This is a genomic window from Okeania hirsuta, from assembly GCF_003838195.1.
Taxonomy (GTDB): domain Bacteria; phylum Cyanobacteriota; class Cyanobacteriia; order Cyanobacteriales; family Microcoleaceae; genus Okeania; species Okeania hirsuta.
Genome location: NZ_RCBY01000024.1, coordinates 1 through 12,914, shown reverse-complemented (window position 1 = coordinate 12,914; position 12,914 = coordinate 1). Strand labels below are relative to the sequence as shown.

Here is a 12,914-nt window from a genome sequence, read left to right as displayed (position 1 = left end):
AAGGAGGCTTGAAATATGGAATATTATCTTTTTTTATCCCCTTAAAAGGGGAGGCTTGGGACTAAAAATTTTCGGTCAATAATATTATATTTGCATAATCAGTTATATCAGAAGAAAGAAGGAAGAAGGAAAAATCTGGTGTTGTTTTAGTTTTAAGTTTTTGAGATGTCTGCGCCCTTTACTTCAACTGCTATATCAAAAAACATAGCTTCTTGCTGATAAAAAATCTCCCTCCGGATTTTCTATTACTTACTATTTTAGATAAACTTATTTATCTGAATCAAGCGACAAAATATATATTTTCCTATTTTTTTTCCTGATTCCTCGCATACACACAATCTTGACAACAGAAGTGAATCTGATGGTACAAGTTAAACATAAATTTCAAAGTTTTGAAGAATATTTATCATACAGTAAAAATTCAGAAAAACTCTGTGAATTATTTAATTGTGAATTAATTTAAATGCCTCCAGAATCACGTTTAAATGTTGAAATTGCTACTTTCTTGTTGCTGAGATTTGCCTTACTTTTAGGTCATCGTCGAGTACGGAGTCAAGGATTAGAATTAGAGGTTAGAGGAGAGCCGAAAAACCGCTATCCCGATTTGACTATCATCGGAGAAGAACATATTCAAAAATTATTAAAGCAGAATAATTCGCCTTTCTATGTATCCTCCTTTGTTAGTTGTTGAAGTCGTTAATCCTGGAGAGATACAAAGAGAAAGAAACTATATTGCGAAGAGAATTCAATATCAAGATTGTGGTATTCCTGAATATTGGATTGTTGACCCTGAAACTAAAACTATTTTAATATTAAAATTAATCGGCACAAGTTATACAGAAGTAGGTAGTTTTTCTGGTAATGATTTAGTATTATCTCCTGGATTTAGAAGGCTTAATTTGAAAGTTTCTACAGTTTTTGATGGTTGAAGAAGGAAGGATTCATTAATTGATAATGGATAATTACCTCTGGTTAAAACCAAGAGAAGAAAACATTTTCCTTATAGCGGTTTTCACTCATGTTGACTACAGTAAAAATTATAGATATACCTAAAGTTTAATAAGCTACAGAAATAGTTGTATTCTATGTTAATGAAAACCGCTATAAGCGTCAATCATCTTCTTTTCAAGGAGAGGTAATGATTAATTATTAATTATTAATTAGGGCTTGCTGATTAAATATAAAAGTCTTTACAGATAAAAGTTTTAGCCTTTTTAAGTATCAAAAAGTGCGAGGTTTTAGGTGGTAATGGTTCAATTAGGAGCGGATTTTGCTCAAGAGTTGGGCAGAAAAATTAAGGGACTATTCTTCCTACTATCTCCTCTATAATTCCCCGTTCCTCCTGTCTCCTGTCTCCTGTCTCCTGTCTCCTACCCCTACTAAAAGACTTTTTCAGCAAACCCTAATAATTAATAACTAATTATTAATTAGGGCTTGCTGATTAAATCTAAAAGCATTGACATATAAAGACTAAAGAATTTTTGGAGTCGAATTGCAGTGCAAATTTTTCACCTCTTTATGCTCATGCATGGAGCGTATTTTAGGCGCATAGTTGGGCAGAAAAATCATTCTTACAAAACGCCCGCTCCTACCTCCTATAAATTCCAATTTCTCCTGTCTCCTGTCTCCTGTCTCCTGTCTCCTACCCCTACCACTCATACTTTTTCAGCAAACCCTAATTATTAATTATTAAGCACCCATCCCCGAATATTGCTTTAACCCCTTTCGCCACAACCAACGATTTAATCCCAAAAATATCGCACCCCAAGCAAACATCATCAATAACCCGCGTCCAATATCCACAGGCAACCCTACTAAAATAGAAGCAGGAAAATAAATTATATAAGGAAACGGAGTCCATAATGCTATTTGATATACTGATTCTGGAAACACTTCTAATGGAGCAGTTATTCCCGATAAAAACATATTAGGTAAAAACCAAAGCTGCTCAAGCGCGCTAGCTCTTTCTATCCAAAAGGCAAACAAAGCCATTGTATATTGAATTAAAAATCGTAATGCAAATGCCATTACTGCTACAATTAAAAATAACAAAAAATCACCCAAACTTGGCAACCAAAATATCCGGGGATATAGAATCAACAATAATAATATTAAACCTAAAATAAAAGGTCCTCTAGCAAGCCTTTCTCCAATATGACCAAAGAAATGATGCCAAACAGGATCTATCGGTTGTAATAATTTAGGAGATAATTTCCCCTGAACTACTTCTTTTTCAAAATCCCAAATCACCCAAACAGGTGTGATTGCACGGGCAATAAATACAGCTAAGAAATAATGAGAAAACTGTGATTTATCTAATGCAAATTCTCCTGCTACTGAAGCTTTTATCCAGACTCCCATCATAATAAAAGGCAAAGAAGATGACAATACCCATAAGAATAGTTCAGCTCTATATTCTAACATATAGGCGTAGTAAGTAGATAGAAAAACTTTAGCAATTTTGATAATTTTTTTCATTGTTTTTAATTATTTACTATTAATTTAAACAGGAGCTTTGATTAAGTGTATTTCAAGAAAAATAATATTATCAAAAGGCGGTAGATGAGTAAGGTAAAATAATAACTTAAAAACCAAAAAAGTAACTGCTGAGTGCTATATAATAAACAAGTCCAAGCAAATGCTACTTGATTTTTATGATGTTGGCACTGAGTAATATGACCACAACCAGAATCCCCAAACATAAAAGATAAATTATCGTCAGAATCAACCTGAAAAACTAATCTCATTCTTTCACCACAAATCGGACAATTAGGATATTCTATTCCCTGAATCCAGAAAGGCCAGCCGGATAATTTATCTCCTTCAATTGGGAAACTATCCTCTTCAGTTAAGAAATTATCTTCATATAATTCATCATCTAATTCTATACCAAATTATGCTGCTTCAGCATAGTTAGGATAATCTTCTAGTTGTTGCCAATCGACGATTAATTTAGGAGGAAAAACTTTTTGATTTTCAGGAATTTTTACATCTTGTGCTTCTGTTTCTGGCTGAAAAATTCTAATTAAATGAATGTCGGAAAATGGTTCCCATCCTTCATTATCGCAATCACAAAGTAGTTCTTCATTAGTGCAATAAAACATCTGTAAAATACCACTGCCAAATTCATTTTTTAATGCTTCTGGTAAGGTATTAAGGTTTAGCTGAAGAAAGAATTGTAGAGGATTTTGGCAATGAGGACATTTCGGCCATTGTTCATCTTTTGGTAAACCTTGGTTTACCAGCAAATTTAGAAGCAGTTAAAGCACCATCTCCATCGATAGTTATTGGTTTCCAAGCTTCACGTTTATAGGGTTGAATTTCTAGCGGAATATTAGTCATAATATTTATTTGTAGAAAAAATTAAATAAACTATTTGGAGGATAGTAATTAGGGCTTGCTGATTAAATATCAAAGCACTGACAGATATGGGTTTCAGCTTTTTTTTGTCTAAAAAAGTGCGCCTGTTTCGGTCTAAACAGCTGCATAAAGCTAGTATTTTGGGATGATTATGGCAGAAAAATCTTGGGACAATTTTTACGACTACCTCCTCTATAATTTCCATTTCTCCTGTCTCCTGTCTCCTACCCCTACCAAAATACTTTCCATACGCAAACCCTAATTAATAAGTAACAGGACTTACGCAGAATCACCTTGAAAGCACCATACGTAAGAGTTGGGCAGAAAAATCCCAAATTGACAATTCTTACTTCTACCTCCTCTTAATTCCCATTTCTCCTGTCTCCTGTCTCCTGTCTCCTCCTACTAAAAGACTTTTTCAGAAAACCCTAATTAATTTAAAAAATGTAAGGATTCAGATTATTTATTACATTAGCTGATCAATTAGTAGTTTAGCGATCGCCTCACAAGCTAAACCAAGAAAATACTAATTGATATTTAGTAATTAATTTAAAAAATTGAAACCTTTCAAACTTTTGACTTTTGACTTTTGACTTAAATTAAACTTTTCCTGCACGAAAAACTCTACCAATGACCTCCTCAATAGGTGGGTCAGTCACCGTTAAATCTTGCACTTCTAATTCTGCCAAAATCTGAGCTACAGTTGCCGTTAAATTTTCCCGGCGTACCAATAAATGTACTGACTGACCTTCCAGCATTTCCACCTCCCCATAATTAGATAAATGTTGCTCAAAATTATCTACATCCGTAGGCACAGGATTAAGTAATTCTATTTGTACCTCTCGATAAGGAGCAAAACGATCAAGCAAACCATCTAAACTGCCATCATAAATTAACTGACCTTGATATATCAATAACACGCGCTTACATAAAGCCGTAATATCAGCCATATAATGACTCGTCAATAACACAGTTGCCTGATAACGTTGATTATATTCTTGCAAAAACTCCCGCACTGCCACTTGTGCATTTATATCTAAACCTAAAGTTGGTTCATCCAAAAACAAAACTTTCGGTTGATGTAATAACGCCGCCATCAACTCTGCCTTCATCCGCTCCCCCAAAGATAATTTTCTGACTGGTTGCTTCAACTTTCCCTCCAGGGACAACATCTCTGTTAATTCCATCAACCGTCTGTAATATTCTTTGTCAGAAAGACCATAAACAGCAGCATTAATTTTTAGAGAGTCTAACACTGGTAAATCCCAGATTAACTGTTGTTTTTGCCCCATGACTAAGGTAATTTGCTCTAAAAATTTTCTCTTGCGTTCAAAGGGGACATAATCTCCGACTTTAACTATACCGTTAGACGGATGAATTAAACCTGTGAGCATTTTCAGAGTAGTAGTTTTGCCAGCACCGTTGGGTCCGAGAAATCCCACTACTTCCCCCGGGTCTATTTCAAATGTAATATCTTCAACTGCCTTAACATATTGGTAGGTGCGACGTATAAAATGAATTAATGTTCCCTTAATTCCTGGTTCTTTGATGGCTACTGGGTAGATTTTGCTCAGATTTTTAGCGAGTATAATAGACATAACTTTTGAATATTAATTTGAGTTACAGGCAACATTGGCCATAAATAGAACAGCAAGAAATTTAGCATATTTTAGGAGGCATACTAAGTTATGGTACTTATTCCAGATTTTTCAGACTCTTCTCCTCGTTTATTGGGAACAAACGGTGATGATAATGAGATTCTCACAGTAGAGCAAGCTACTTCTTTTCCTGGGGGAGTATTAGCTCTCAGTGGTGATGATATCATTACTGGTTCATCTGCCAACGACTTAATTTTTGGTGGTGAAGGGAAAGATGAGTTATTTGGAGAGGGTGGTAATGATATTTTGTATGGCAACAAGGACACAGATTTTCTCAACGGTGGCCTTGGTGATGACATATTATATGGAGGTAAAGGTACCGATCTATTAAATGGTGGAGATGGTAATGATACTCTGATTGGTGATGCTGGTGTTGATATTTATAAAGGTGGTTTGGGAAGTGATGTATATGTTTTCAGAACAGAGTTAGCAGGAATAACACAAGATTTAAGTAATGTTATTTCTTTACTTCCAGGAATTCCCAGTAGTGTTGAATTGCCTAATGCAATTATTACTGATTTTAACTCTTCTGAAGATATTATTGGATTAACAGGAGGGATGACAAAATCTGATTTGATATTTGAAGATTTTAATAGTTTTGAGGAGTTTGGGATTAATACAAATTTGATTTTACCATTTGTCAGTGATGAACTTGAACTGTTAACCAAAGCAGATATTTCAGTACAGGATTTAGATCCAAATAATGATGGTGTTTTAGAGGGTACTGCGATTAAAATGAGTGGTACAAATCAGCTTTTAGGATATGTGTTGAACACAACTTCGACAGAAATAGCAGCGTTGCCAGAGTCACAGTTTATTAGTGTTAATTTTTAACAAAAAATAGCGAGAAGTCCCGCGTTCTAGTGCAAGGGAACGTCGTATAGGAAAGCGACCATGTTATAATATAAGAACACAGGGGGAGGACATCACCTCTGTATAAACTGCAACTCCTTTGCGGGTTGAAGAATCCCGCGTTGTCGCTCAAGCACGGGCGTCGGGAGCATGTCAAGGAAGACGCACATAGTTTTCTAGGTTGACAGCAGCATTAAAGTCTCTGTCAGCCTTAAACACCCACAGAAACGGCCACTAAGCTATCTAAAATTAACTGACCAAAAACTTGTTCCATTTCTGTTGCTATACGTCCATACTCTCCTTCATAGGGTGTCATTTCTCCCCGATGCTTAATTAAGGACTGTAGAACTGTTACTGCGTGTTTCTTAAACTGTGTCGCTCGCCAAAACAAAGCAGCAGTTTCCATATCCCAGGCACTATTTTTCTGGGTACTGCTTTCTAAGATATTAATCAGACTTTTAACATTATCAGTCCTTTCTCCGATTAGCTCAGGGTAATTATAAGCATGATAATCTTCAACATGATGGCAAATCATTAACTGTACTGGGTAAAACAGTGATTCTGCCTGATGCCGAAGACTGTCTACCAGTAAGGGAGAAGCAAAAAGACTCTGACCCAATTGTGAAGCAGAAAGACCCGAATCGCGCATCAACCCATAAAGGTTATTAGCTTCGTCAATGATATTAATGTCTCTAAGATTGTCTGGAGTTACATATCGATCGTTAGACCCGTAGCGAACAATATAATTAGCTTCAGCAGCATACATTTCCAGAAAAGCAAAGCCAGATCCACCAGCACCCATTGGTACACTGGCAACAAACATATAGTGCCCCTGGTAACTACCTGTGTAGATAACTATGCCCCAACTGTCGGTATGTAATTGAGCTGAAGGAAAATAACGGTTGACTAGACGTTGAGCGCGCTGAGGATTGGAGCAAACAATACCTGCTGCTGGGAGAGGTTTCTTGATAATTACGTTTTCGGATATGGTGAATTTCATGGGAGTACATTAACTTTTCAGGTCGCGGAGCAAAGCAAAGAGCTTCTACGTTAGCAAATGGTCCAGGACTTACGCACTGACATATAGATTTAGGGTTTTGTGCGTTACGCTATCGCTAACACACCCTACCAATAGCGTTCATGCGTAAGTCCTATGGTCATTCGCTCCTACTGTGGTCTACCAAAATGAAAACCGCTGTTAGCGATCATCCGGACATGATCTAATATAATCAGGACTTACGCAAAGGCACTATTTATAGGGTAAATTAACTATTGGACAATAGTTTTGAACAGTATATATAGCGTATCTGCGTAAGTCCTAATAAGATAATTGTAGATGGATAAATATTGCGAGATTTACCCACCCTATTACTTAGGAATATAACTTAGCTACAGAAACAGTAAGCTCTCCGTTATTGTCATCAGGATAAGTATCAACAAAAAAGACATACAAAGTAGTGGTCTCCAAAACCTCTAACGTTAGTGTTTCGTGATACCCATTCAAAGTAGACCAGGTTTGCCCAACCGGAATATTCGTCTTTTTATTCTTGACTTTTCCACCAAAAATCCAAAGTAAAACAAATGGTTCACCAGAGGGACAAATATTAGAACCGTAACCAAATGTACCACTTTTAATCCGTGCAACATAAATACCTGGTTCAAGGGTTTTAGAGACGGCCGTTTCTTGCAGTCCCTTGATTTGTGCATCATTTAGTGAATAGCAATTGTTATGACTATGGACAACAAGATGCTGAATCTCACAGTCACCAGGAGTAATATTGCTTGCTGCGATCGCTGTTTCTTCTTCACTTTCTGATACTTGAGATATTACATCTGTATCAATAGCTGTTTCGCCAGGAAGAACTGTTCCTACTGCCTCAATATCATCAGTTCGAGTCAAAACAGGTATTCGCAGTGGGTCAGAACAAACAATCCTTAGCCACTGCAAATTATCAGTGACATAACCAATCTCTGCTAAATAATCAACATAACTAAGAGAACCAACATTGATAGGTATTTTCTGTTTCTGGATAGACTCCTCACAATCGTATTGTTGTATCTTTTGAGCTTTTTGTGAGTCTATATCAACATCTGTAACATCATAAATCCGCAATTGGTATTGCTTTCCACCTTGTTGTTTTGCTGCATCTTTAGCAGCTTGAGAAACTACTAAATGAACACAAGCACTCTGATTATCATTAGGTACTATAGTAATCCAACTGGATTTCAATGCTTCCTCTGGAATAGTTACTGTGGTGGGAGTTGTGTCTAATTGTGTACTTTTTACTTCATCACTGTCTACAGTAAAGTTAGGTACAGGTATCCAGATACGATTAGAACGAGCCAATTTTAACCACTCACCATCATCAGTGACATAGCCTATTTCTGCTTGATATTCGCGTTCTTTTACAAAAACAGGTGCTTGCATTTGCTGAGTAGATTCCTCACAATCGTAGGCTTGTACATTGTATGCTGGCTGTGTATCCAAGTCAATACCTGTAACATCATAAATTCGCAACTGGTATTGTTCTCCCCCCTGTTCTTTGATTGCATTTTTCGCAGTTTGAGGAACTTCCCAAACCACCATCATATTCTCTTCATTCTCAGGAGTAATAGTAATTTTACAGGGAGGTAATACCCATTTTACTGGTGTTTTACCTAATAATTCTGGTTCTTTTGTTACATCTATATTTTCATCTACAGGATATTCTGATATCCGAACTCGGTTAGAACGAGCCAATGGTAGCCACTGACCATCATCAGTAGCATAACCTATTTCTGCTTGATATTCGCAATCATCTAGTAAATTTCCTACTTGCCACTGCTGATTTGACTCTTCGGAATCATAATACTTGGTACTGTGAGCTGGTTGTGAGTCCAGATCGATATTTGTGACATCATAAACCCGCAGTTGATATTGCTGACCTCCATATAATTTAGCTGCATCTTTGTCTGCTTGTGGAACTGACCAAGTTACTGATGCACTTTTATTATGATGAGATGTCAGGTTTATTTCACTATTTAGTTCCCGTTTTCGATTTGCCCATGCTGCTAATAATCCTGCGACTCCTAATCCTCCTAATATTTGACCTATTCCGATACCATCTGTTGGAGTTGTTTGATTTCCATCAGCGGGAGTTGTTGCTTTATCTGTAGTATCTACCCCTACTTCTGGTATTGATATTCCCGTACTGTCACCTCCATCCATTGGAGCAACAGTTTCTGGTGTTGATATCCTGATTTTCTCAGAACGAGCTAACTTTAACCACTGACCATCATCAGTTACATAACCTATTTCTGTCTGGTAGTCATGCTCTGGTACTAAAGAATCTATTTGCTTGTCTGTAGTTGATTCTGAGCAATCATACTGCTGCACAGTTGGAGCAGGTTGTGAATCTAGGTCTATATCTGTGACATCATAAACCCGCAGTTGATATTCTTGACCTCCATGGGATTTAGCTGCATCTTTGTCTGCTTGTGGAACTGACCAAGTTGCTAATCCACTTTGATTTGGCTGTGCTGTGAGATTAATTTCACTATTTTTGGAGTGATTTGCCCATGCTGCTAATAACCCTGCTAATCCTAATCCTCCTGCTATTGGTGCTATTGGTATGCCATCTGTTGGAGTTGTTTGATTTCCATCAGCGGGAGTTGTTGCTTTATCTGTAGTATCTACCCCTACTTTTGGTGTTGATATCTCTTTATTTTCATTTCCATCAACTGGAGTGGCAGTTTCTATATCTTTTTTTGCTGAATCACCTCCACGCCCTCTCTGTAGTCCCCAAATTAAGGCTCCTAGTAAAGGAATTCCTAACAGAAAAAGGAGCCACCAGGGGAATCCTTCTGTTTCTGTTTCCTGGCTGATATCATTTGGTAATAGTGCACTATCTGATTGAGCGGGACTAGATGAATCTACTGCCTCTGAAGAGTTTGCTTCATTGACTGTGGAAGTATTTGGACTGGGTGCTGTTACTACTGCCCCCGGAGCTGCTGAGTCTACCTCTGGTGAGTTTGCTGCTGTCTCAGTTTGAGTATCTGAATTGTTTGTCGTTACCACTCCAGGAGAAATAGCAGCATCTGTTTCCCCTGAGTCCACCTCTGGTGAGTTTGCTGCTGTCTCAGTTTGAGTATCTGAATTGTTTGTCGTTGCTGCTCCAGGAGAAATAGTAGATTCTGTTTCCCCTTCTTGAGCTAATGCTGCCACAACTTCTTGACCAATTTTAGAAGTAACTAAACCCATAAATGCTAGAACTTCTGGAGGAGCAGCATCTTTGTTATAAATATAGTTACGGGGTTGAGAATATGGGTAACGAGGATCGTCTGGTAGGGTTTTGTGCATCTGAATGACCCGAACATTTCCCTTATTCATGACTTGGTCGGCGATCGCATAACTAATTCCATCTTTACCAAGTTCTTTTATGACTGCTGCTGTATCATCCTGAGATATCTGAGTAGTGTTACTTCCTGTCTGAAATGGACTTTTTTTAAACACTTCATAACTTTTAAGAGCTTCTCTGGTATCACTAAACTCTGGGCGATCAAGAAAGCGAATTGGGATTTGAGACCCACCTATTTCTGACCAGTTTGTGATTTCTCCCCGGAGTATTTTGGCAAATTGCTCAAATGAGAGATTTTCTGAAAATGGATTTTCAGGACTAACTATCACAGCAATTTTGCCACGCTCAATAGGAACTTCAACTAATCCTTGCTCTTTTTCCTGAGCAGTTAATGGACGTCCTATTGCGGCTATATCTGTTTCTCCTTTTCGGAGTGCTTCTAATACTTCACTGGTATCACCTGCTGCTAGTTCAACTTGAGCGTCTGGAAATTTTTCTTCGTAACGCTGTTTGAGTGATCGATTAATGACTGTCATACTATTAGAGCCATGTAATCTGATTTTTGTACCACTTGGCAGGGATTCAGGTAATGAGTAGACAGTATTTGAGTTGACGGATTGAGCTAGGATAATATTAGATATATTAGTAGCTGCTAAGGGCTTGGGAGTAGCAGTTAAGGTTAGCAATACTACTGATATTTGAAATAATTTTTTGCTAGATGAAGACATTTTTATCTGGCTTTTAGGTTGACAAAATATGGTTAAATTAACCTTTAGTAATTAGCCTTCAACTTGAATATAATTTACCTATCAGCTATTAGTTTTTTACTAATAAGTTTACAGTTAATTTTTTTTCCAACTGAAGGCTAAGTTCCTTATGAATGATTTTTGTAATTACATCCTCAGTTAGCTTTTGACTGAGATTTTTTTCAATCTAAATACATATATTTTGATCAATATAGTATTGATTATTTATATGTAAAGTTAAAATAAAGCAATAGTGCTTTTTGAAATTTATGACTCTTGGTTCAGAAAAAATAATTCACATTTTAACTATAGAAATTGTCAATTCTCCTTGATTATCATCAATATAACTATCGAAGAAAAAAGCACAAAGGTTTGTTGTTTGCACTACTTCTAAAGTTAATGTATCGTCATCACCATTCAAAGTTGACCAAGTAGCTTCAACCTCCAAGTTAGTTTTTTTATTAATGAACTTGCCACCATAAATCCACAACATAACCATGGGTTCACCAACATTATTTTCATCGTTGCGGTATCCAAACAAACCACTACGGATTCTAATTACATATATCCCTGGTTCTAATTTTGTCGAAACTGCTGTTTCTTCCTGTATCTGTCGCATAGCTTCAGCGTCAAGGACATAACAGTTTTTTTTGCTGTCAATCTTCAGATCCGTAACTGTACAACCTTCCATATTTTTTTCTATTTCCTACTAAAATTTTTTCGTCTTCTCAACTAAGGCCACTGCTAGTATAAATTTTCTAAAATATGTATAAATACAAGTGTCCAAAAATTCATAACAGACAAAATGGCTACTTTAGTCGAAGAATTACTTTGCGATCGGACTCAATAGTTAGTTTACACCTATTTGTAGCTTTAATGGTGTTGTTGTCCTATCAATTTTTTTTGATCCAAATTTAGTTCTGATAGTATTAAGTTAATATTAATTGATACTTATTCAATACATTGAAAATACATTAAAAATTTTCAAAAAAACTGTTAGTATTTTTCTGATTTGACTATGATTTTACCTCAATAAATCCTGTCATATTTGCCAAAATTGATTAGCTATAAATATTTCATAATTCTAGTTTATATAGAATATCAAATACAGAATAATATATAAACCACTAACTACACACCTATAAATTATTGATTTTTTTTTACTAATTGATATGATTTTATATCTATTCAATAGACCTCTGGTGATAATTAATCTCAAACCCTTGTTATACCTGGGCAAACACTTAGTTTGCACCAAATGTCTAAGATCAAATATTTAGTTTAGGTATAAAGTAAACTAGAATTTTTTTACTTTGATCCCTTTCTCCGATCAATTTATTTATAATTGATGTTTAAAATTATGAATTTATAGATTGGCAAAAATATTTTGGCGTGGCACTGACCATGACAATAAGTAGAGATACTATGTGAGACTAGATTCGGCGATCGCTCATCAGTATACTTAATTATTTTATCGGAGTAATAGCAATTTGAGATAAGGCTGTGAAATTCATTAATTTATCCGTCTTTAATCTACATTAAGCTACAGTCAATTATTCTTGCAATCTTATTCTGTGCAGTTTCACATTAAATTGATATTACACATAGAAGTCCATCTACTTAATTGTCTAGACAATTGAAGAAGGAGACAGGAGACAGGAGACAGGAGACAGGAGGAAAATTACATGGGGATTCGCTCCCCCAAGTAATTTTGAACACCGTGTAGACGGTGGGGTATTAAACCCACAAAGAAAATGATCAAAATATTAAGTAATGTTGTCATCTTTGAATTTTTGCGTTAAGTTATATTACATAAGCTTGAAATAACACGAGGTTAATGGTCATGGAAAATCAAGATAAAAAAGTAGGCTTCACCGACTTTGCAGAAACTTGGAATGGTCGCCTAGCAATGTTAGGCTTTGTCATTGGTATTGCCACTGAATACTTCACAGGTCAAGGTA

At 36.2% G+C, this 12,914-nt stretch carries 13 protein-coding genes; 4 read left to right on the top strand and 9 right to left on the bottom strand.

Annotated features, from left to right (window positions below):
- Positions 1-463 precede the first annotated feature (463 nt).
- On the top strand, positions 464-691 hold the full coding sequence (locus D5R40_RS41890) for a hypothetical protein (protein WP_338043186.1): 228 nt from the start codon (positions 464-466) through the stop codon (positions 689-691).
- On the top strand, positions 666-929 hold the full coding sequence (locus D5R40_RS41885) for a Uma2 family endonuclease (RefSeq protein ID WP_338043185.1): 264 nt from the start codon (positions 666-668) through the stop codon (positions 927-929). The genes D5R40_RS41890 and D5R40_RS41885 overlap by 26 nt, the downstream gene beginning before the upstream one ends.
- A gap of 541 nt (positions 930-1,470) precedes the next feature.
- On the opposite strand, the gene D5R40_RS34725 is transcribed toward D5R40_RS41885, so the two are convergent.
- From D5R40_RS34725 to D5R40_RS06440, 6 genes are all read right to left on the bottom strand, one after another.
- Positions 1,471-1,659: a hypothetical protein gene (locus D5R40_RS34725; protein ID WP_124145074.1), complete on the bottom strand. Its 189-nt coding sequence runs from the start codon at positions 1,657-1,659 to the stop codon at positions 1,471-1,473.
- Positions 1,660-1,689: 30 nt separating this feature from the next.
- On the bottom strand, positions 1,690-2,478 hold the full coding sequence (locus D5R40_RS06450; RefSeq protein WP_124145073.1) for an ABC transporter permease: 789 nt from the start codon (positions 2,476-2,478) through the stop codon (positions 1,690-1,692).
- A gap of 41 nt (positions 2,479-2,519) precedes the next feature.
- On the bottom strand, positions 2,520-2,888 hold the full coding sequence (locus D5R40_RS37485) for a DUF1963 domain-containing protein (RefSeq protein WP_205127375.1): 369 nt from the start codon (positions 2,886-2,888) through the stop codon (positions 2,520-2,522).
- Positions 2,889-2,894: 6 nt separating this feature from the next.
- Entirely contained in the window at positions 2,895-3,248 is a 354-nt protein-coding gene (locus D5R40_RS37480) for a DUF1963 domain-containing protein (protein ID WP_205127372.1), read from the bottom strand.
- On the bottom strand, positions 3,217-3,342 hold the full coding sequence (locus D5R40_RS40820; RefSeq protein WP_275670379.1) for a hypothetical protein: 126 nt from the start codon (positions 3,340-3,342) through the stop codon (positions 3,217-3,219). Before D5R40_RS40820 ends, D5R40_RS37480 begins: the two co-directional genes overlap by 32 nt.
- 617 nt (positions 3,343-3,959) lie before the next feature.
- Complete coding sequence (locus D5R40_RS06440) at positions 3,960-4,958, bottom strand: ABC transporter ATP-binding protein (RefSeq protein ID WP_124145072.1); 999 nt, start codon at positions 4,956-4,958, stop codon at positions 3,960-3,962.
- A gap of 90 nt (positions 4,959-5,048) precedes the next feature.
- On the opposite strand from D5R40_RS06440, the gene D5R40_RS06435 reads away from it, so the two are divergent.
- Positions 5,049-5,852, top strand: a complete 804-nt coding sequence (locus tag D5R40_RS06435) for a calcium-binding protein (RefSeq protein ID WP_124145071.1) — start codon at positions 5,049-5,051, stop codon at positions 5,850-5,852.
- Between the two features lie 229 nt (positions 5,853-6,081).
- On the opposite strand, the gene D5R40_RS06430 is transcribed toward D5R40_RS06435, so the two are convergent.
- The 3 genes from D5R40_RS06430 to D5R40_RS06420 all read right to left on the bottom strand — a co-directional run bounded on the left by D5R40_RS06430 (position 6,082) and on the right by D5R40_RS06420 (position 11,644).
- Positions 6,082-6,870, bottom strand: coding sequence for a nucleoside phosphorylase-I family protein (locus D5R40_RS06430; RefSeq protein ID WP_124145070.1), 789 nt, complete (start codon positions 6,868-6,870; stop codon positions 6,082-6,084).
- A 372-nt stretch (positions 6,871-7,242) separates the two neighbouring features.
- On the bottom strand, positions 7,243-10,935 hold the full coding sequence (locus tag D5R40_RS06425; RefSeq protein ID WP_124154395.1) for a DUF4912 domain-containing protein: 3,693 nt from the start codon (positions 10,933-10,935) through the stop codon (positions 7,243-7,245).
- A gap of 313 nt (positions 10,936-11,248) precedes the next feature.
- A complete protein-coding gene (locus D5R40_RS06420; RefSeq protein ID WP_124145067.1) occupies positions 11,249-11,644 on the bottom strand; it encodes a hypothetical protein in 396 nt (131 codons plus the stop codon).
- Between the two features lie 1,146 nt (positions 11,645-12,790).
- Here D5R40_RS06420 and D5R40_RS43655 point away from each other — a divergent pair.
- Positions 12,791-12,914: CAB/ELIP/HLIP family chlorophyll-binding protein (locus tag D5R40_RS43655; protein ID WP_240041554.1), on the top strand; the 124-nt coding region annotated here is incomplete at its 3' end.